18 protein-coding genes are annotated in these 21,301 nt (G+C 48.7%); all 18 read right to left on the bottom strand.

All coding sequences use genetic code 11. The features are described 5' to 3' along the window. Positions 1-22: 22 nt before the first annotated feature. Complete coding sequence (locus tag RIG27_RS11110) at positions 23-823, bottom strand: DUF5829 family protein (RefSeq protein ID WP_446345153.1); 801 nt, start codon at positions 821-823, stop codon at positions 23-25. Between the two features lie 54 nt (positions 824-877). After that, complete coding sequence (locus tag RIG27_RS11105; RefSeq protein ID WP_446345107.1) at positions 878-1,375, bottom strand: DNA-binding protein; 498 nt, start codon at positions 1,373-1,375, stop codon at positions 878-880. Between the two features lie 498 nt (positions 1,376-1,873). Continuing rightward, positions 1,874-5,821: a PatA/PatG family cyanobactin maturation protease gene (locus tag RIG27_RS11100; RefSeq protein ID WP_446345105.1), complete on the bottom strand. Its 3,948-nt coding sequence runs from the start codon at positions 5,819-5,821 to the stop codon at positions 1,874-1,876. A gap of 57 nt (positions 5,822-5,878) precedes the next feature. Beyond that, entirely contained in the window at positions 5,879-6,820 is a 942-nt protein-coding gene (locus RIG27_RS11095) for a LynF/TruF/PatF family peptide O-prenyltransferase (protein ID WP_446341484.1), read from the bottom strand. Between the two features lie 206 nt (positions 6,821-7,026). Then, on the bottom strand, positions 7,027-7,233 hold the full coding sequence (locus RIG27_RS11090; RefSeq protein ID WP_446345103.1) for a DUF5837 family cyanobactin class RiPP: 207 nt from the start codon (positions 7,231-7,233) through the stop codon (positions 7,027-7,029). Positions 7,234-7,362: 129 nt separating this feature from the next. After that, the gene (locus RIG27_RS11085) at positions 7,363-7,845 is read right to left on the bottom strand and encodes a hypothetical protein (RefSeq protein ID WP_446345101.1); all 483 of its coding nucleotides are present in this window, start codon (positions 7,843-7,845) and stop codon (positions 7,363-7,365) included. A gap of 44 nt (positions 7,846-7,889) precedes the next feature. Then, the gene (locus RIG27_RS11080; protein ID WP_446345099.1) at positions 7,890-10,220 is read right to left on the bottom strand and encodes a TOMM precursor leader peptide-binding protein; all 2,331 of its coding nucleotides are present in this window, start codon (positions 10,218-10,220) and stop codon (positions 7,890-7,892) included. A gap of 224 nt (positions 10,221-10,444) precedes the next feature. Next, positions 10,445-10,552, bottom strand: coding sequence for a cyanobactin biosynthesis PatC/TenC/TruC family protein (locus RIG27_RS11075; RefSeq protein WP_446345151.1), 108 nt, complete (start codon positions 10,550-10,552; stop codon positions 10,445-10,447). Between the two features lie 358 nt (positions 10,553-10,910). Next, positions 10,911-11,147 carry a cyanobactin biosynthesis system PatB/AcyB/McaB family protein gene (locus RIG27_RS11070; protein WP_446345097.1) on the bottom strand — a complete coding sequence of 79 codons (237 nt, stop codon included), beginning with the start codon at positions 11,145-11,147 and terminating at the stop codon, positions 10,911-10,913. A 128-nt stretch (positions 11,148-11,275) separates the two neighbouring features. Next, the gene (locus tag RIG27_RS11065) at positions 11,276-13,276 is read right to left on the bottom strand and encodes a S8 family peptidase (protein WP_446345095.1); all 2,001 of its coding nucleotides are present in this window, start codon (positions 13,274-13,276) and stop codon (positions 11,276-11,278) included. 815 nt (positions 13,277-14,091) lie between these two features. Continuing rightward, positions 14,092-14,271, bottom strand: a complete 180-nt coding sequence (locus tag RIG27_RS11060; RefSeq protein ID WP_446345093.1) for a hypothetical protein — start codon at positions 14,269-14,271, stop codon at positions 14,092-14,094. 92 nt (positions 14,272-14,363) lie between these two features. Continuing rightward, positions 14,364-14,882, bottom strand: a complete 519-nt coding sequence (locus tag RIG27_RS11055; protein ID WP_446345091.1) for a DUF2518 family protein — start codon at positions 14,880-14,882, stop codon at positions 14,364-14,366. 78 nt (positions 14,883-14,960) lie between these two features. Continuing rightward, on the bottom strand, positions 14,961-15,194 hold the full coding sequence (locus RIG27_RS11050; RefSeq protein ID WP_446345089.1) for a hypothetical protein: 234 nt from the start codon (positions 15,192-15,194) through the stop codon (positions 14,961-14,963). Positions 15,195-15,280: 86 nt separating this feature from the next. After that, a complete protein-coding gene (locus RIG27_RS11045; protein WP_446345087.1) occupies positions 15,281-15,664 on the bottom strand; it encodes a hypothetical protein in 384 nt (127 codons plus the stop codon). A gap of 738 nt (positions 15,665-16,402) precedes the next feature. Beyond that, positions 16,403-16,606: a 30S ribosomal protein S21 gene (gene rpsU, locus RIG27_RS11040; protein WP_006099092.1), complete on the bottom strand. Its 204-nt coding sequence runs from the start codon at positions 16,604-16,606 to the stop codon at positions 16,403-16,405. Between the two features lie 464 nt (positions 16,607-17,070). Then, complete coding sequence (locus RIG27_RS11035; RefSeq protein ID WP_006098827.1) at positions 17,071-17,382, bottom strand: RNA recognition motif domain-containing protein; 312 nt, start codon at positions 17,380-17,382, stop codon at positions 17,071-17,073. A gap of 153 nt (positions 17,383-17,535) precedes the next feature. Next, complete coding sequence (locus tag RIG27_RS11030) at positions 17,536-18,915, bottom strand: mannosyltransferase family protein (RefSeq protein ID WP_446345085.1); 1,380 nt, start codon at positions 18,913-18,915, stop codon at positions 17,536-17,538. 145 nt (positions 18,916-19,060) lie between these two features. Further along, positions 19,061-21,169 (bottom strand): S8 family serine peptidase, encoded by a 2,109-nt coding sequence (locus RIG27_RS11025; protein WP_446345083.1) that lies wholly within the window; start codon positions 21,167-21,169, stop codon positions 19,061-19,063. Between the last annotated feature and the right edge of the window lie 132 nt (positions 21,170-21,301).

Raw genomic sequence — 21,301 nt, 5'->3', positions numbered from 1 at the left:
GGTAAACGGGACAAATTGCTAGTTATCCAAATTGCCAAATTGCCAATTCTCTACCTACTTTTAACTTGGCATTGTCACCAAATGTGAACGTTTTTTGCGGATGCGGTTGATCCTTCATCGTGCAAACAACTTGGCGAATTCGATACCTTGGCGCAACGTTATGGGATACTTGTACAGTAAAACCATCAGAACGATAGATGGTAATATCGCCTACACCAGATGAGTGATAGCCAAAAGATCGAAGCAGTAATGCGAGTTCCTCATGTTCCGATACAGTCAATTCAAGATGAACGTCTGATATGTCCTCAAATAAAGACGTTTCGGACGTATCTAAGGTTTTCAGATACGCCGCACGATCAAAGCAACCCCCAGGGGTAAGTTTGATGTTTTTATACTCTAAATAATCCTGATCAAATTCCATTAACCACGCAGCGAAGGCTTCTCTCTCTGATGGGTTGAGTGTCAAGTAATGAAACCAGGGAACTTTGCCAGATTCGGTTTGACGAACTTGCAAATCAGAAAACGTTTCTTTGGCACCTAAGGCTTTTAGTTTTTCCGCTACACTATCAATTTGTCCGGCTTGTTGAGTATTGAACCCCATACCCGAAAACCCTTCCTTCAATCCTTCAGCTCCCCCTGGAGGAAAAAGTTCAAGATAGGCATAGTTTCCCCTAAGATAAATTCCTGACCAAGTTTCTGTTTCTGTTTCTACGGTATCTCTGGATACTGTACAAAATGATTGGTTAATGAACTCGGATTGGGCGATTGATTCTAGGGTATCTCTGTCGAGCGTCACATATAAATGGTTAAATTCTATTCCCATGTTCATAGTAGGGGAACCTTAGCCCCTAATTTTATAAGTTTTCTGGGTGTAAGGTTAATCCACCGAATTAGGTGAGCCGTCTTTTTGCCAAGAAATCACCCTGACGTCGTAAAGGGTTTCGATCCAAACCTTAGCACCACAGATGGGATTATCCGGACGATAAACTACACGGCATCCTCCCGGTATTTCCACCTCATGACCATAGACATTCCTATTGCCGGTTTTGTCTCCCTGGTCTTTTGCCCCAGTCCCCGGTGTTCCGCGCCACTTCTTTACCGTAATCACCGGCTGGCGTAAGTCGTTCTTTTTATTGGAGCGAATTCTCTGGGTATTAACGTGAATAATCGTTTTCGCCGGCTTTCGGGGATTGCGCCAACGAGGCTGCGGACCTCTTTGACCGGGCTTAATCATCGGTTTGCCGTTAAATAGAGGCATTAACCACATCTTCCCGGTCTTGTAAGCCCCTTCGACTCGACCAGCAATCAGCAGGACTCTCAGTCGAGCTGTAGAGATATTTAAAAGTTGAGCCGCTTGAGTTGTACCAACAATCATGTTATTTATAATGATACCGTAATAGTTTTTACACTATGCACACTATAACAAAGTGACGGTCAATGTGTCCCTATTATAACTCAACCCCAGCTAAATAAACTTTCCCGGTGGGATTGCGATCGCAATAGCAAAAGTTGAGTCAAGAAAAATGTATAGCGCTACGTGAAGCGGGAATAGGGAATGGTTTCAAGCCTCTGTTGAGGTAAAATTCGGCGCTGTTGTCGGCGAAAATCCTAAGATGCAAGAGTGTCTAGGCTATGATTTTTTCCAGACTATTGAAGTATTGTTTGACACATTAGGAGGTCTTTTCTTAGATTACTTAAAAACCCTGTATTCCTTTCCCCTATTGACTATTGCCCATTGCCCATTGCCTTTTTACCAGGTTCCTGTGTTCGCGACCCAAATAAAAACGCTATCTGTTTCTGGCAATAGTCAGCAAAGCAGTCCGATTATGACAAATGACAAATGACCAATGACCAATGACCAATGACCAATGAATTAACTGTGAGACTTGCCAGGAATTGACCAGCGCTTGATCCGACCAATGGTAACGGGCATATTCAGCACCACATCTAGGGTAAACCGGAACACCCGGCGCGATCGCCGACCGTTTTCGGGGTCAAAGAAGATCAGTAATACATCCCAGCAATCGCTGTTAATCCGGCAGTAGGGGCTTTTCTTCACCTCAATCGTGTCCAGTTGACGAAAAGAGGCGATCGCTTCGGCAAAGACAGAGGCGGATTGGAAGATGTTGGTGGCGGCGAAATTCAGGGCGCGATCGCGTGAGGTTTGTCCCAGGTTCCGCAAGTCGTGGTAGACGCGATTCAGGAAGGCGCTTAGGGCTTCCTGGATTAGGGGTTCTTGGTCGGGGTCAAATCGGTTACTAATGGCGGCTAGGGCAGCGTTTACTAGGGCGTTGACCGTCCAACCATACATCCCACGCACGTTATTTACGGTGACAACAGGGATGACTTCCCCAGAAAAGAGTTCCACAGTGCGGGTGGTGCGGCGAGCGGGTAGACTGATCCGCTCCACAAAGCCATCGCTGGTTTCTGGCTCCAGTTGCCCTGCTAACATTTGCAGGAACATTTCATAAATATCGTCAGCAAAGGGTCCTTTGGGTTCTAAAACATAGATGGTGTTTTGATCCAGGTTGAGTGTCCAGATTAGGGAGCGCCGTTCGTCGGGGTAGCGATCTAGGTGTTCCAGCATTTGGCGCGGATCGTAGGGATCTGGCGGTACCATGATGCCGTCAACTTCGGCAGGCGCCATCAGTTGCTTGAATGTATCGCGGCGGGCATCATCGCCAAAGTCGTAGCCGAGGGTGCCAAGGGCGTAAACGTTACCGGAAAAGGCGGTGCTGGCTTCAACGGTGGCGGGGTTGGCTGGTGCAGCATCGGAGTCAGCCGCCGCGATAACCGAGGCTTCTGTGGGTGTAGCGGGTTGTACGGCGGGGCTGGTGGCAGTAATGCTGGCGGGGGTGGGCATGGCATAGCCGGGGCGTTGGGTGCGGGTTACTTGGTCGCCAGCAAAGGAAATCGTGACCGAGGGTTGACCAAATAGCACCTTCATCGCACCAGGGATATTCACAAAGCCGCGTAAACAGCGATCTGGTTCTTCGACAACATCGGGGTTACAGGGAATGGCGGTGTTGAGGAGTGCCATGCGGACGGCTTCCGCATCGACGGGTTTGCCTTCTTGCAGTTGCAAACTCATCAGCAGGGCGGAAATGCCAGTCATCACCGGAGCTGACATACTGGTTCCCGTCAAGCGCACGGGCTTATCTGTGTAGGGTTGCGCTCCTAGAATATCTTCTCCGGGGGCGAGGATGCCTTCTTCTGCGTTGTTGCCGCCCCAGTTGCTAAAGTGGCAGGGCGTACCATCGACTTTTGCAGCTCCCACGGCTAGGGTTCCTGGTAGTACGGCAGGCATACACCAACATTCGCCTAAGTTATTTCCCGTCGGCGAGACAATCAAGACATTGTTATCCTGGCACTTTTTAACGGCTTGCACGAGCAGCTCTTCCCCTTCTCCAGTTTGGGTGGGGCGACAAAAACCGCAGTGAATAATATTTGCCCCTAACTCCAAGGCAAACTCTAAAGCCCGCGTCATATTCAGGGGTGATAGCATTTCGCTATAGCCACTCAATTCAATGCCATTGTCTGGTTTGAGTACCGCATCGTGAGGCATATTAATAATTCGGCAACGAGGAGCCAAGCCAAAAACAGGGCTATGTTCTTGACCGACGATAACGCTAGTAACATGGCAAGCATGGTCGTTGAGTTCCACGCGATTTCGAGTTTCTGGGATGGCAGCTTCGAGGGCTTCTTGTTTCGCCTTGCCTTTCAGCCCTTGGTCTCGGATTTCTCGGAAGGTGGTGTAGTCTTCTTGGGGAATGGCTTCGGCGGGTTCGTGCCAATAAGGGAAGGCTTTGGACACTTCTGCCCCTTGCAAACAAGACAAGGTATAGTCTGGTTCGCCATCAATGACTACAATAGTGATGCGCGGATCGCCCAGGGTTTGGTTGTGGAGTTCAGCCAGTCCGGGGATGCGATTATCAAGGTCATGGGGGTGGAGTGCCAAGGGTATTGGGGTGGCAGAACTCTCAACGTCACTGGCTGAAACCGCCGCCGACTCACTTTCTCCTTCAGCGACACTCAATGAATCTGGAGTCTCAGATATCGGATCTGCAGTCGTCAAATCAGCAGACTTAGCCCCAGTATCTTCTACTTGCACCGAGGTATTTTCAGGATTTTCCCCAACCTCAGCTGAGGTAATTTCTGCCACTAACCCAACTGACTCAAGCTGATTTCCGAATACTTCTGTTTCACCAGGTTCAGTCTGTGTCGATTGAGTTGAGGCACGAAACCCAACATCCGCTGACTCCGGTTCTGCCTCAGTGCTATCCAAATCAACCTCACTGACAAGGTCCGCGACTTCTGTAGAGTCCGAGATCTCTACCTCACTTGACTCCAACCCACTTGCTTCAACGTCTCGATTGGGTAGAGATCCGACTATAAATTCTCCGACAACCGATTCTTCTACATAGTCTAGACCGACTGCCCGACCAAAAGTATCGCTATCCCCAGCTCCCAACGCAGAGGGAGCAAGGGCCATGTTTGTGGCGACCAAGTAAAAATTTTGCTGTAATACCCCAATATGCTTTAGCAGTAATCCATAGCCGATCGCACGATATTTACGAAATAGCCGACCGAACCGTGCTGTAATGACGAGTAAAACTTGGGGATCGATCTTGAGCTTCAGATTTAAGACCTCGTAATAACCCGATGTAGCGAAGACATCATCTTTTGATTTAGCTGAATCAATAATCTGCTCTATCTGGTGATTGAGCGGATCGTAATGATATATCCCTGGGTTCAAACCTTGACAGTGTCGTACGACCGGATACACTTCAAGTTCATACATTGCCCCTCCCCCTGGATAAGGGCGACGACTTAACTCGCCATAGTCAATATCTGCTCCGAACTCACGTAATATTTCTCGCGAAAATTCACCAAACCACTCCTCTACAGAAAGCAATTCTTTGATGCGGGCAGTGCGATACAGAAATTCTCCGAGCTGCTCGATCCCAATCGGATGATTATCGTCATATTCTCGCACCGATTGCCGCGTTTCGATCGCTTCGGTAAGCGTCCCATCGTTAGACGTTAATGCCCCCATGTTGGGACGCGGTAGTGGGATAATCCGATCGCTCATGGGTGGCTTGACGACTGGAAAATCTGACCAATGGTCAAGGTCATAATCGACGATTGGGTAGTCATGGCGACCCAAACGACTGCGACTGTGAAACAGTAGATTATGGAAGTCCCAAAGCTGAAGTGAAGGCGGTTCAGGCATAACGGTTAGAAATCCCGTTGCCCACAATAGGCTAAGAAACTGATATGCGGTTTCCGGTCCCAAATGTGGAGGTGGGGTAACACTCCTGAGGGTTTGGGGTTGAGCGAGTTGAGCCAGGAGGGCGCTGGCTCGCCAGTCGAGCAACTTCACCCGAAACTTTGAGAGGGGCGACTCCAGCACCATGGAACCTTCGTAGGGATGCTGATAGGCAAAGCGCGAAAGCATTACCTCGGTCTGTGCCCCATAGGATTCAGTCATCGTCAACTCAGCCGACTGCACCATCGGTACAGCCACTGCTAAAGGTAACACGGTATAGTGAAGCCAGCCTTGCTCCTCGAACTGTTGTAGGGCTAGGGAAAACTGTTCTGCTGCCGCTTGACCATCCAGATCGGTTAACGCTTGCAGGAGCGAAGCGGTCGTCGTATTACCTGCTTGAAGATGGGCAAAAGCGGTTTCCGTCCCAGGGGTTTTTGCTAAAGCGATCGGACTTAGAGAACTGGCAACAGAGGGGCGAAGCAGGTAACCCTTCTCAGTATTTTGGACTTGAATATCGGTACTGAGGCAGATATTGAAAGGAGAATGATTCATATTTTTAATCTTGTTTCTACCGATCAGCCAAGAGAATAAGACTCGTGTTCAAAAAAATTAAAGTCGCGGGTGGAGTTGGCATCCGTCATGTTTACCATAGTAAAAACAAAAGTTTTCTAATCGACTCTTTTCTAATTCTTGTTCTGTTAAAACAATAGCTGCCAACACAGTACAACTTTGGCTTTGGTAAAAGTTAAAAATTCTATCGCCTAAATCATTAAATCTAAAATATTTTAGTATATCATTTTTATTTTTAAAGTAAAACCATAAAAGTGGCGTTTTATAGACTTTAGAAAAGCATATTTTAAGCCAAAAAGAGCCTCTAAAAATATGATTAACCTTTTGTGAAAAGTGGTTTTGGATATAGGGTGTCAGATAGTTTCCTCTAATTCCTAGCGCTCCTGGCTGTGCTGGAGCCCCCACCCCAAAATCCATATAGCTGTGACCATCAAAAAAAAGCTCAAAGGTGATTGTCGTCATATCTTTGAGCAGAACTTGTATTAATTCGTCGGGGTAATGACCACCGTCAAGGGCAATCACTGTCCTAGCGGATGCTTCACAATCTTGATCGACGTTGAAATGGATGACAACCGTCACACTAGAATCTTCCAGCTTTGAACCCAAATGGATGCCAATTGTGCTATCCCTAATTTTTTCAGAATCAATATTTTCGGCTACAAACTGCTCAAACAAGGTTCGATCGAGATAGACACCTAACTGAGCCTCAATTTTATCTAAGAACTTAAATGTAGGAGTTATAAATTCGGGCCAATTTTCTTCCTGCCAGGGCATCATATCAAAACGTCCTCCTAGCAGCCGTCCCCCTTCAACTTTGCAAGACAGTATAATAGATAAAGAACTTTCGATCTCAACAATTGTCTCTTCAAAAAGAGGAAGAGGGAAAGTAGGCTCTACATCGAAAGCCTGTTGATGACTTCGGATAAACTGGAGACGACGCTCTTGCAAATTGATTTTTTTAAATAAATTATTTAGCGTCATAATCGTTCTCTTAAATAATAGATGAAGTCCGTTAGATTGCAATAAAAATGAGCAAGATAGAGATGAGAAAGATCTCAAAACGCAAGCTCTAGAAAAGAGCCTGATGGCTGTCTATCCATCTTGAATCTCATCTCTATCTACCGATCTAACTCAGTATGCTCTTCAAGCAAAGACAATTAAATGCCATGCTTTTGAGGCTGGTTAGATTACTCATCGCCATCGTAGGAGCAAAAGCAAGCGAAGGTGGATGCATCTACACCATCGTAGGAGCAAAAGCAAGCGAAGGTGGATGCATCTACACCATTACCGCCGAGAGATTCCTCAGAGAGTTCAGCCAAGTGGCTGGGGAGTTTACCCGTGGTGGTACGGAACACGGGCTTGCCTTGTTGGGGCAGAATGTTTTTCTTATCCATTGGAGTAATCCTCATTTTGTTGTTTACTTTGTTGACCCGTTGGGGTGGGTCAGTCCCCTTCCACCTTGCGGCGAAGCTTGTTAGTTGGCACCTGGTTTGAAGAGAATGATCAGTTGCCACTCAAAATTCTTAAATATTTGGTGGATGCCAATTTTCAGCCACCCAAATTTGGCGTGATGCGGCAAGATTGGAGGCGCTAAAGCGCCCACTACGAACGCTCAAATCGCGGATGGGCTGCCCTCGCCACCGTAAGATGGCACAGGCATGAGCTTTTTTGAGCATGAATCGATCCGCTGCTTGGGAGAGTTCCTGCAATTCCTGTTCCTCTGCTTCTGAGAGTAAGCCCTCCTGATTGCGTTCTAGCAGGGTGATATGGCGTTCCTGTTGCTCCAGAGGAATCTGGCTTTGGGCAATTTGCCGCAGAGCTTCAACGCTCAGAGTTGGCAGAGTTAACAGTTCACTCCGAGCTTCAACCGGAGCCGTTTCAATCGCCGGGGGTAAATTACCAGTGATGCTTTGAATCACCAGATAGGACAACGGTTGGTTGGTCAGTTCTGCCAGTCGAGATAGGCGTTCAAAGGCAGAGTCAGGCAGGTCGATGGTGAGTTCCATGATGATATTGATCGGTATCAAAACTTACAGTGTAAACACAAGTCTTAAAACGGTATATTCATCGGGTTCATCTCTGCCTCAGCCAGGGGTACCGTTCGCCACCCCAGTTTCACTGGCACGTCATAGAGTCGCCCTGGACCCAACCGCAACCATAAACCTCGCATTCCCGGTATAATCACCTTGACCACATTCAAACCGATATCCGGTCGCGTCTGGTCTAGCACCAGGGTTTCTAGCCCTACCCCTTGGGCAATCTCCACACAAGTCATCACATCGGTATAGATGTCATCACTCCAGCGTTTGGGGTAATCCTGGGCAGTCTTCAGGGGCTGGGATGCATCGGGGACTAAACAGGGATGAGTTTCTCGAGTCACTTCTAGCAGCCAATCTTTCGACTCACCCTGAAGCTTATCGTCAGGAATTTTATCCAGTTCCAGCCCAATTTGATTCACCTCAGTCAGGGCGCGAAGAATGGCAATCTTTGGGTCGAGGTGGGCACCAAACCCAATGGCGATTCGCTCGGTTCCCACTGTGCGATAGGACAAACCCGCAAATGCTGGAATCCCTAAATCCGCTGTCAAATCCAGCACCCAGATTTCCCGGTTCTGTTTCTGGTAGAACTGCTGCAACTGGATAAAATACGGCTCATCAAAGCTGCTCAAATCCACCCCGGGGCGGCTCAATTGGTTGTACCACCACAGCGCTACACTGTCGCGCTCCACCAATTCCAGAAACCCTTGCAAAATTGCCTCTTCCAGGGTATTTCCTGTGGCATTCCCATTGGAATCCGCCTTACAGAAGCGCTCGGCGTCTGGCATGGGGTAGTGGTAGTAGCAAAAGGCAGTGGGGAGATATTTGTGCTGCTGCTGTGTCAACGACCAAACTGGTGTCCAGTCAATCGCTTTACTGGCATCAAACCGATTAGGAATCCAGCGATAGGCGGCGGCTGAACCCTGGGCATTTAACTTATCCCGATTGGCATATTGCGCCTCACTAAAGCACAACAGTGACTCCGGATGAAATGCCAAGTCTCCCAGTTCCGCCAGGGTAGCCCGTTTCCGGGGTTCGTCTCCCTGAAAGATACCGGAATACCGCTCTACTGCCTCACACAACCCACTTGCCCGGGATTGGCTATCGGTTTTCCCCTTACCAGAACTCTTGTGTTTCAGGTTATTCCGTAGCCCCCGCAGGGAGGTAGCACTACCAAAACTATGCCCTGCCTTGTAGGTATGCACCAAGGGATTCGCTGGGTCAGAAATCCGCACCAGTTCCGTTACCACTCCCGTCACCGGACTAATTAGATGCTGGTATCTCTGCACCGTCTGTTCAGGGGTAGTGGCGCGATGACCGCCATCGCTGGTGAACTGCTTAGGACGCGACTCTAGTTTTAGCGGCTCAAACCCCCGCCGTTGCAAGAGTTGCGGCTCACCACAGGTGGGACATTGAGGACGCTTAATCAGGATATGGCGTTTCAACTCCAGAATCGTCTGGTTAAACGTGAGAATCGTCCCCTCTAGGGTGGGAAAGTATGCCGTTTCCGATGTCGTGGTAGTGATATAGTGCTTAACCACCCACTTAGCAATCTCCGTCGCCGCCAACTGTAACCCGGTTTGCCGAGTTGAGGGCAGCATCGCCCGTGCTGTAGGGAAGCAGCCCAGCATCCCCTGCCCATTCTGACCATTACGCTGCTGCTGTGCCTGTTTTTGCCGCAACACCGACGACTCCACTTCCCGGTTCCCCCGGAGGGGATGGGCAAGACAGTGCCAACACCCTGTCTTCCCTGGCACAAACACCGGACCCAGCCACAGCACACTACCCACCGGCTTCACTAGCAACCAGGGTTGCTGACGCTCTAAAGCTTGCTGGTTAATCGTCGCCAGTTCCGGTTGCAAATAGTCATCAGTTAAGACAACATTCAGCAACCTTGGCGAATCCGCGTCTGGAGGTGTCACAGAAATGCCCACGTCCCCCAGCGCAGCTTTCAGGGCAGCCACCGTCACCTCACTAATCCCCTGACCCACCCTTGTCAGCGTCACCGACTGCTGTAACCCCTGTGCTGCCACAGGTGGGGCAATCCCTAACTCACTCCAAAATGCCGCCACCTCTGAAGATAACTCCGGTGCCGCCTCGGTGAGGTAGCCCTTCTCTGCCAAGCGATTTAGCACATAGTCGATGTAGTCTGGGGGGACTTCCCCATCCAGCTTTTCCACAATCTGCTCGATCGTGTATTGCCCATTTAACAGGGGCAGAATCTGGCAGTAAAGTTGTCCGGTGAGGGCGTGGTTGCCCTGTTCTCCCAGGAGATATACCTGCTTCGGCTCGATGATCTCCACATGGAAGTGGGGCTTAATTTGGGGCAGTGTCGTGGATTCCATAGCGCGAACAGTCAGTAATCAAGTGTGAGTACAAGAAGGCAGTGGTTCGACAGGCTCACCAACCAGGCAGAAGGCAGAGGGCAGAAGGTAGGGCTGACTTTTCACCGTATGTGCCGTAAGGTGAGTGTTCCATTGTGTAGGGGCGGGTTTCACCACTATCTTTTCGGTTGCAACCAGATGTTACTAAACCCGCCCCGACTCAGGTTTTTAGACTTAAGTCACGGTTAAGCCCAGATACGCCCCCGACGGAAGGACTTGGATTTGCTCCCGGATTTTTTTTCCTCCTTCCTAGCGTAGTCCCACCAATAGGAGTAGTCTTGCAACCCGGTCATACCGGTCGCCACGTAGGACTTCTGGGGTTCAGGCTGAGGCGTCTCCTTGGCTGGAGGGGCTTCTGGCGCCTGATCTTCAGATTGTTGGCTGTTCGATTTCTTGCTCATGTTAATCTCCTTATAAATAGAGGTTTGGCTACCACAGAGGATTCTGTCTTTTCACGGGAAGTCGTCAAACCTGAGTCGGGGCGGGTTTAGTTACATCCGGGTGTCACCGAAAAGATAGTCGTGAAACCCGCCCCTACGCAATGGAACACTCACATTGCGCCAGATTGGGTGAAAAGTCAGAACTATCCCTAGGTTTCAGCCGCCACGGTGCTTGCTTTTGGACGTGCTAAACTTTCAAACCATTAACTGATTAAAAGAAGCTTCCCATGCCGCCAAAGCCACCCCAACCCTGGCTAGCACTTGAGTGCATCACTTGGTTAAAACTGCGGTTGGCATAGGCGGACGGATCATTATAGTTAGCGCCATGGAGCAAATCCATGCGAATATGGACTAAATCTTCGAGCCGACCATTTTCCACATCCACGCACTGTGCTGGCTGGACAAAATGGGGACGTTTGACAGGGGGAGACAGAATAGGAAGTCGCATAGTTTAGAATTCTCCGCATTAACGTCGTATAGAGTGAACAGCGGTGTAGGGTTCGGCGTTCATCGTAGGGGCACGGCACTGCCGTGCCTGTACAACTATCCCAACCCTGACCAAAATTTGGCTGTCCCTTAGTAAGGGGAAGACCAAGAACGGACTTCGCCCAAGGAAACTGGAACCAGGTCACTCACATCAATCGTAAACCGGAAAATCTTCTTGGCACGACGATTATTTTCTGGGTCGAAGAATTTCAGCTTCACATCCCAACAGTCACTATCCATCCGACAGAAGGGACTTTTCTCAACGGTGACACTATCGAGTTCCATCCCCACAGCAACCGCTTGGCTGAAGGTTTGCGCCGCTTGGAAGGCGTTGGTAACCGCGAAGTTGAGGGCGCGGTCTTGGGACGTGGTTCCCAAGTTGCGGAGGTCGTAGTAGATGCGGTTGAGGAAGCCATCCAACGTCTGACGGATACGACCTTCATCCGCCGTTGCTGCCTCAGCTTGTACGGCTGCCATTGCCGCACTCACCAAGTCGTTCACCTTCCAGCCGTAGATGCCCCGGGTTCCCAGGGGTTCAATCACCGGGATAACTTGACCGGAGAAGAGCTTAACCGTGCGGTTGGTTAAGATCCCCGGAATGCTGACCCGCTCAACATATTCAGCTTCATTCTCGGGTTGGATTTGACCCCCGAGGAGTTCGTGGAGGGCGCGGTAGGCATCCACAGCAAAGGGACCCGTGGGCGCGATCGCATAAACTGGAGTCAGTTCAATATTAAGTGTCCAAATCAGCGATCGCGCTTCTGACATATTGTCTCCCAGATAGTCCACCATCTGGCGAGCATCATAGGGGTTTGCCGGCACCATCGTCCCCTGAAAATCAAAGGGCGGCATCAGTTGCTTAAACGAGTCCCGACGGGCTTCTGTGCCGAAGTCATAGCCCAGAGTTCCCAAAACATAGACGACTTCACCCATAGAGGGGATCTCGCTGGGGGCTTCGCTGGCGGTGACGGAATGAGCAGTAAGATTGGGCATAGTGGGCATCGCAGGGGGTTGGGGTACAGAATTCATTAGGTCTTGCAGGTTGGGACTGTTGGTGGGCATTGCCCCTGGGGGTGAAGACGGGGCTGGCTGACCCGTTTGGGCTTCCGTCCCACTGTTCAATCCCCCTCCACAACCGCAACCTGCGCCTTCCACGCCTGCTGCATCAACGGTGGCTGCATCAACGACTGATGATGCAAGTTCCTCTGACATAGTTCCTCCTGTTAGTAACGTTACAGCTCCAGATATGTTGAGTTTGCCCGCCAAACACCGCTTAGCATCAGCGGGCAGGTCAAAGTCACAGGGCAATGCACTCTGCAACAACACTTGACGCACTCTTTGGGGGTCAGGGGTTTCCCCCCGTTCCCGTTGCAGACTCAGCAGCAGCGCCGCCACCCCCGACACAATCGGCGTGGCAAAGCTTGTACCACTCAGCGTCTGAGTTCCCCCACCGGGTTTTGCCCCCAAGACATCCTTCCCGAGGGCAAGAATGCCTTGAGTCTTATAGGTGTCACCCCAGTTACTAAAGTCCAAGGGCTTACCGTTGGCATCCATGGCGCCAACAGCCAGGGCGGCGGGCAGGGCAGCGGGGACATGGAGACATTCGCAACCATTGTTACCCGCCGCCGCAATCAGCAAAACATTCTGCTGCTCACATAAGCGCACTGCATTCTCCAGCCAGCCGTCGGCTTCCCCAAAATCCGTGAGTTGACCGCCACTGATGTTGATAACGTGCGCCCCCGCGTTCACTGCCCGCTCAATGCCCCGCGCCAAGTCTAACTGGGATACACGGCGGCGATTATCGGAAAAGATGGGAACAATCACCCCTTGGCATTGCGGTGCAATCCCCGTCACCGGACTCCCCGGTTGACCCAAAATAATGCTGGAAACATGGGTGCCGTGAACCGACATATTACCATCCGGGCGAGCCTCCTCATTCACCAGAGACGGCAAGCGCGTCAGGGTTTTGCCGACAAAGCAGGGATGGGTTTGGTCAACGGGTCCATCCAACACGGCAATGCAAATATTATTGTCACCCTGGGTCATCGCCATCAACTCCGGCAATGCAGGTATCGCCAAAACAGCAGACATAAATCAGTTCGTCCTGTCGCCCTAAAAATAGCTAAACTACTCGAATTAATTGGATATAAAGTGACAATGCTATAGGGGGTACAAGGTATACCTATAGAGCAGGTTTTGACCTGTTAGTTCCACTATACATATCAGAATTCATGTTTCATCGATAATCATTCTTGAATCTCTTTGTAATGTATAGCACCCTCACTTTGTTTTTGACAAGTATTTGGTTGAATTTTTTAAATTCTATTTGATTTGTACAAATAAAGTCAATGTCAAACAACCAATAAGATAAGCTGTAATTCATAGCCAATAAAGCTTTTGTTCTCTTCCCGCATCAACAAAAACCAGCCGTGAGTTGTACAAATGATTTAGACAAAACCTATTGAATTCATTTAAAACTATTTGGTGATAAAGGATCGTGATAAAAAGCATCTGAATTGTACAACTCAGGTGGACAGCCCCTAAAAATCTATATCAGTTGTGGATATAGGAATAGGGAATTTATTGTCCACAAACTAAGCCAACGGCAAGAACCGTGAGCTGAGGATAAGCTGTTAGGCATTTATGGTCTTAATTCAAAGCCCTAGTAATGAGTGTGGGCTGCACAAATCCCCATGTTTAATGCCTGTTTTATTGTTTATTCTTTTGAGTTAGAAACACTGTTTACGGGTTTGGGCTTGTTCTGCTTGTTGGTGATATGTATGAATTATTTCACAGGTCGGTTCACTGGACAAATACAACCGTTCATTTTGTAATAAAACTTTACAATCTCTTGGGCAGACTTGGGGAGCATCAACTATCCGCCCGTAATATCAAATTTGTTCCCATCAGACAGACAGGATGTCATGTCGTTTTGAGCAAGAAATTGGCGGAAAGAGCAACCCGATTTGAGCGAATGGATTTGGCGCGATCGCATCTCCAGATTGTGCTAATGCCTGGATACCGCGCAACACCCGCGCTGGGGCAACTGTGAGCGACAGCAATGAGGGAGGAGCAGGGTTAGTCATGTTTAGCAGAGGATTCAGCTAATTGAATTTTTATCTTACCTCATCTCCCCTATCTCCCCTACCCACTTGGTTTCAAGACTTCCCCTGAAAAGTCAGGTGGAGGTGTCTGGTAATTGAGCCAAGCGTTCTGTGTAGATATCGATCGTCATCTGTTCATCATCACGCTTAGCCAGCGAGCGGCTGATTTTACCTACAACTAGGGGTTTAGATACACCTGGTTCTGGGTGGATCACAGTGCGGGCGCGAATTGTCAGTTGGTTATTTTCTCCACCCAAACGCCCATAAGAAAAGAAGTCGCTGGCGGCTTGGCGCAGACTGGCTTCCAGTTGAGATTCGTTGATCGTTGTGGGTAAAGCGATAACAGCTTGGTTGCCTCCGTTGTCGTAGACTAAGGTAAAGCGAACAGCACCAGGAATTACTGTATGGCTAAATGGGACGATACTCAGGGCAAATAAGCCGCCCGTCAGCACCCCCATAAAGCCCGTAATTCCCACCAGCCGAAATCGGATGCCCCATTTAAAGATAAAACCTAAGAGGCTAAGAACTCCGCAAACTAGGGTGAGAATGCCTATCCATTGGGTATAGGTGAGAAAGTCAGTCGTTGTTGGCATAGAATTTGATAATTGGTGACTATATAAGATAAACCCAGAGGAGTTTCACTTATCCTACTCCTCCTCTCCCCGAATAATTTACTTTCGCATCCATTCCCGCACACTCTCTAGGTGGACAATTGCCTGATCACGTTCCCGATTATCTGGACAACTTTCCCATATAGTATCTAGCAGCCGTCCCCACAGGTATTCAACAGTGGCAATTTCTTCGAGTTGCGCTCTTTGTGGGACTATCCCATCCAAACAAGCGATCGCGTATCGCCCTGGCTTCAGCAGATAGATGCTCCTTGTCCAACTTATCCTCTCCTGCATCACTTTATTTTTAACTTATTTTTATCCACAAATTAAAACCCAAAGCCCTACTTGCACTGTTCCCTGTTGCCTGTTTCCCGTTCCCTTTAATGACCCACTCTAATTTCCTGCCGCGCTTTCTGAGTCCAAGCCTCATTAACTAGCAAATTGCTAGTAGACATTTTAAAATCAAATGGATGAGGAGGTTCAGGGACATCCAGAACACCACCTTGCCGATGAAATTTAATTAACCTAACGATCCAACTACAAAAGTCTAAAATTTCCTCAGGTAATAGCGTTAGATCAAAGTACCAGCTTTGATTAATTCCCCGACAATCTCGTCCCCACAGCCTCGATTGAATGATACCTGCTCCTTTATTAATAGACACACGCAAAATAAAGGGTCGTTCCGGGAGTAATTCATCAGGGGCTGTGTGAACATAAATACACAAATAATTCATGCGTTGCCGATCATCGATCCAAGATGCCATTGGCAAATTACCCGTTGATGAATTGCGGGTTGTAATCTTCACTGGCACGTTCATCTTTGCGGCAAATCGATCGTAGAACTCTTGCCTTAGCTGAGAAACTGTGCGTATAGCTTCTGGAGTCATGATTACTGCATAAGAGTGAACACGTGAAGTACCCCAACTTGCTTCGCTCTTATTTGGGGCTTCCAACTAGCAAACAAGGACGGTCTTATTCGTCTTTGGGATTTCCCGCTTCATCCGCTGATGCCACGTTGGGTACTTTCTAATTTCTAAAAGTAGAAAGTCCAGAACTCAACACCTCGACTACGCTCGGTGTTGACCCTGAGCGTAGTCGAAGGGTCAATCTGGTAATGGTCTTACTCAGCGTCAACAGGCAGCTGCCCGTCTTCCACAGGCAGTAGTATTTTGTTAGTCCGCTTGGTTTTCGCGGTTTATGGTTAGAGTTCTAACCGAATAATGTCGTTAGACATCTTGCGCTATTCTTTTGGAGAATGCTATAAAAGCAAACGGTGGTCGAGGAAAGTTCACGCGCAAGGACTACATCTCTATAACACCTGGCTCAACCATCTTGACTCCCATGCCTTACCATGTAGACCTAGGAGAGTTGCTATTAGTGTAACACCTAGAAAATACAGGTGTCTACTAATAACAAATGTCAAAATAGAGGGTATCGAACCCGTATTTTTACTCGCTATCCATACCCACCGTATAGACGGATGGGGATTTCCGCGAATTTATTTAAAACCGTTTTTTGCGATAACGAGAAAGCCGCCGCAGTTGCTTATGCCTAGCAATGGCTTTACGTTTACGTTTTTGAATCGGCGTTTCAAAGTGGCGATGTTTCTTCATATCGGGAAAAATTCCCGCCTTGGAGACAGCTTGTTTAAATCGGCGGAGGGCTGACTCGATCCCTTCATGTTCACCGACAGTCACCTGTGCCATTTTATTTCCTCCTTAGCTTGAGTGAATTGCTCAATACCTGACAACATCTAGCAGAAATGCCTAAACTCCTACTCCAATCTTCAAGTTTGAATCTTATTCTTCCAAGCTGCCGCTTCAACTCTCGTAAGCGGCAGTCATTGACTATGAACGTAGAATTTAAAATATGAATGTAGAAGAGGAACGCAAGACAAAACCGAGTTTAACTGTTCAGTTTCCGCCGATTGGAACTACCTCTTAACTGGTCAATTCCAGCGCATTCCCAGGTACGTACAGACGCGCCGTGGCGCGTCTCTACTTCTCGATAAAGGCTGCTAGCAAAACCTAGCCGGGTCAACACAGACTTTTCTAAGCCCTCGCTACAACCCTTAGACTTAGCGACGGGTTGTTGACTCGATAGTCCAGCATCTAGGAGACATTGAGAAACACCACCATGAATTAGCTGATTGCACCCGCATTATTCTGGTTTAGTAACGTCGAGAGAATCCATCCCGGTTGCCGCCGCCGCGACGACCACCGCCTCCTTGACCCCGAGGCTCACGAGGTTTAGCTTTATTCACTTTCAAATCCCGACCCATCCATTCAGCACCGTCTAGAGCATCAATAGCGGCAGATTCTTCAGCTTCTGAGTCCATTTCCACAAAACCGAAGCCGCGCATCCGACCTGTTTCCCGATCCGTGGGTAACTGAACCCGCTTCACTGTCCCGTATTCAGCAAAAATACTGGTGATGTCTTCTTCCGTAGCATCATAGGACAGGTTACCAATGTAAATCGACATAGAGTATCTCCAAAATCAATGAATGTAGAGACTTATGATTCGGAGACATGCCTGTCCGTAAATAAAAACAAACGATACAGCCGAATATAAACCTCGCTGATTATAATAACACCATTTATACACGACCCGGCTGACATTCTTCCAATCTAAAATCTAAGCCACCCAAAGGTGCTGGGAAAATCGAACGGCGAAGCTGAGCAATACTAGAGTGAAAAATAGGAGTGTTGCCCATCCCCATCGGGGATAACGAGCCAGCAACAGACCTAAGGCGATCGCAATGGATACAATACCATACGCATGGCGTTCAGCCGAAATGGTGCGACCTGGGCTTAAAATCACGGCTAAGCTGCACAAGCCGTAGGTGACGGCAACAGGTCTGAGCTTTGTTCGCTGTTGCACGAGTAAATAACCACCCCCCCAAACCATGATCATATTAATTAGCGGATCTCCGGCTAAAAGCCACAGGAGAATTCCCAGAAGGTAAAAGCCATACCCTTTATCCACACACAGCCGTTTCAGGTGCGATCGCGAGGAGGGTTGAAGAGTGTGTAAGACAGGGTGTCGGATGGGGGGTGTCGGGTGTGGGGTGTAGTGCGGAATACAGTCTTCGGCACGACTCTGTGAATTCTCCCCAGGACTACGCGATCGCCATAATAAATAACCTAATGCACAAATCGTGACAAAAATCAATGGATGCCACGGATTATGAAGCCAACCCCGATTCCAGTTGGCTGTCCCGGCTGAAATTTGCACCACCATCTTCAACCAGCCCTGTCCGTAAAACGCTTGTTCAGGTTGCCATGCCTGTTGCACCCGTAAAAAGGCTAGCATATCCCCAAAACGAATTCCGCAGTAAAGGCTATAGAGTCCTAATCCCCCGGCAGTCGCTAAACTAGGAAAGTATGCGATCGCAGGTCTTTTCTCTCGCCAAGCCACCAGCCAAAATGCTCCCGATAGAGCGATTCCTGGTAATCGTGTCGCACTGGCTAATCCTCCCCATAACGCTGACCAACCGTAGTGTTTCCGGTCATAAGCTCGCAAAGCGGCTGTACTCAACAACAGAAATAACCCCTCCGTATAGATTACCGTGCCAAATAGAGAAAAAGGACACCAGGCTAAAACTGCTGTTGTCCAGCGAGCAACTTTTTGTCCATGACTCTCTTGTACCCAAGCATAGAGAAGAATTAGCGCCCCCCAAAATGCCAGATTATTGACAACCGTCCCCGCTACGTTAAAGGGCAATCCCCCACTCATTACCGCCCGAACGAATAACGGAAACAAGGGAAAGAATGCCACATTATGTCCCTGACCATCATTAACATAGTCATACCCTGAGAGCGTTATCGCCTGATAAAAATAACTATCCCAAGCGGAAAAGACATCCCAACTTACCGTCGGTTGAATCCCTCCAGGTGGCGCAGGCAATAAGGGCGCAATCCCCAGCATTGCGATCGCGATAACCATTCGGCTGATTAGCCACATCACCGTAGCAAAAATAACCCCATTCACGTAGATGCCTTTCCCTGATGCCAAATATATCGATTCAGCTATTAAATCTTATGTCATCAACTGCCGGAAATGCGGTAGCGCAAGCTACATCATCTTTCATTGGATAACTGATTACTGATTAATAAATGACGAATGACAAATGACAAATGACAAATGACAAATGACAAATTCAAATTCCGATAACTAATTCCCAGCTTTTAAGTTTCCCGGTATCCGTCGGCACAGAATCGATAACCCTCAACTGCCAACTCCCAAAACTATCCTGATTCAGCAATGACTTGAGCGCAGGGGTATTGTCTACGGAATAAGTGTATTGGAGTTGAGTATTGACACCCAATGTCCGGCTTTGTAACAACGCCGCCTGACCATTGGGTGATGTTAACTCCACGTCCAAATCTCCCAAAAACTCATGTTCAATATCCACCGTCACCTGAATATCTTGCACTAAACCAGATTCTGTAATTTGAATCGTGCTAGTCACACCACGGGGATTATCATCGGGAATCGCTAAAGTGTTATCATTTCGTCGTTTAATGACTTGGGTGACTTTAGCCGTTTGCACTCGTTGTTTTTGGGCAGCTTGTACAGCCTTAAATGCATTGACCTTACCATAACCAAACCATTGGGAATACCCATTCGTATCATAGGTTCCCAATCGCATCCCCAGTTGGGGGTCAGCATCACGGTCTACAATTTTATCAGCGGTATCTTGCAAGATGCGTTTCACTTGTGCCGCCGTCAGATCTGGATTAGCGGAGAGAACCAGTGCAGCAACACCTGCAACAACGGGACAGGCACTTGATGTGCCACCAAAACTCTGCACAAAATCCCCAACTTCATATCCCGCCGCTCCCAGTAAATCTGTGGTAAAGATACCATGACCTGGTGTGGGGGCATTCAATTGGGGAGCCGTACCAATAAAGCCTGTTTTCTCAAACCATATTCCTGGCGGCGCATTGTTGCTGGGGGCGCAAACGGCGACATTCGTCCCCCAATTACTGTATGCCGCTTTTTTCCTCAGGCTGGTGCAAGCCGAAACCGCAATCAAATCTGGATGTACGGCGAAACCACTGAGCCAGTTGGTGGGTCCGTGCAGTAACTCATTTGTCCAACCACGCTCAAAGATGGTGCCATGGATTGGGCGATTGGCATTTCCGGCGGCAAAGACGATCACACAGCCTTTCCCCCCTCGTCCCTCAGTCGCCGCACGGGTTAGGGCAGCCCGTTGCCGTAGGGAGAGGGGGAAGTAAACTGTTGCCGCACCCCAGCTACAAGAAACGACGCTGGCGTCATTTTCAATTGCCCAGTCAAATAATTCTTCAATACTCGTGTCATCCAGAAACCCACTGGTGCGAATGGGCATCAGCGCACATCCGGGGGCGACACCGACAATACCCTGACCATTTTCTTCAGCTACCGCAATCCCCGCACAAGCGGTGCCATGACTTTCACCAGAACCACTGGGTAGAGGAATAAAGTCTTTGTCTTTAAAGTCTTTGGGCGCAACAATTTTTCCGGTGCCTTGAAAATCGGGGTGGTTGACATCAATGGCATCATCTGCTATAGCAACGACAATGGAGCGATTTCCCCGGGTAATATCCCAGGCTTTTTCTACGTCAATATGAGAACGTGGGGCTAAATTTGAACCACCACTGTGATTTAGATACCACTGTTGAGGGTATAAGGAGTCTTGGGGATGGTAGCTCGGCTGTTTGGGGACAATGATCTGGGGTTCTGCGGTTAAGACTTGGGGACGTGTGATCAGTCGATTGGCTATTTTGAGCGGATTCTCTGGGGAATTCGGGGTGAGTTGAAAGACAAAGGTGTTGGGAATACCAATGAGCGATCGCACGGATTTTAAGCCAAATTCGGTCTCAATGGCGGAGATTGTGGCGTCATCGGTGTCTGGGTGAAATTGAATCGTCAGTTGATCGCCCAGGTAAATTAAGGTGGCTGGATTGTCCTTGAGTTGGTAAACATGACTAGCAAAGACAACCTCTTCGCGATCGCGTGCCGCTTGCATCACCTCATCCCGTTGTTCGGCGTCAACCGTAAATTCAACGAGCTGGGTGCGGGCAATTTGGCGCTGGTGTTGAACCCTTAAAGTTTGTTCGAGTTGCTCGACGGGGATTTCAGGGGAGCGCATAGTGAAGCGATCGCGCACCTTGAGTAATCCTAGTTCTTCACCGCCCCGTTGCAAGAGCAGACCCATGCTTTCTTCGGGAATCGGCGTGGTTTGAGGAGAATCATCTGGCACAGAATCAGGATGCGGGATCATGGTTTAGAATAGACTATTCGTCAATCGTACAGGATCATTAAATGATGAATATTTTTCTTTATCCTACTTACTCCGGATTTCTAAGAAACCTTCCGGGTATTGTTTCAGTCTACCTGGTTTAGACAGCAGAAC

This window comes from Coleofasciculus sp. F4-SAH-05 (assembly GCF_040222985.1).
GTDB classification, from domain to species: domain Bacteria; phylum Cyanobacteriota; class Cyanobacteriia; order Cyanobacteriales; family Coleofasciculaceae; genus Coleofasciculus; species Coleofasciculus chthonoplastes.
Note: the sequence above shows the minus strand (reverse complement) of the source record. Positions and strands in the feature narration are given on the sequence as shown.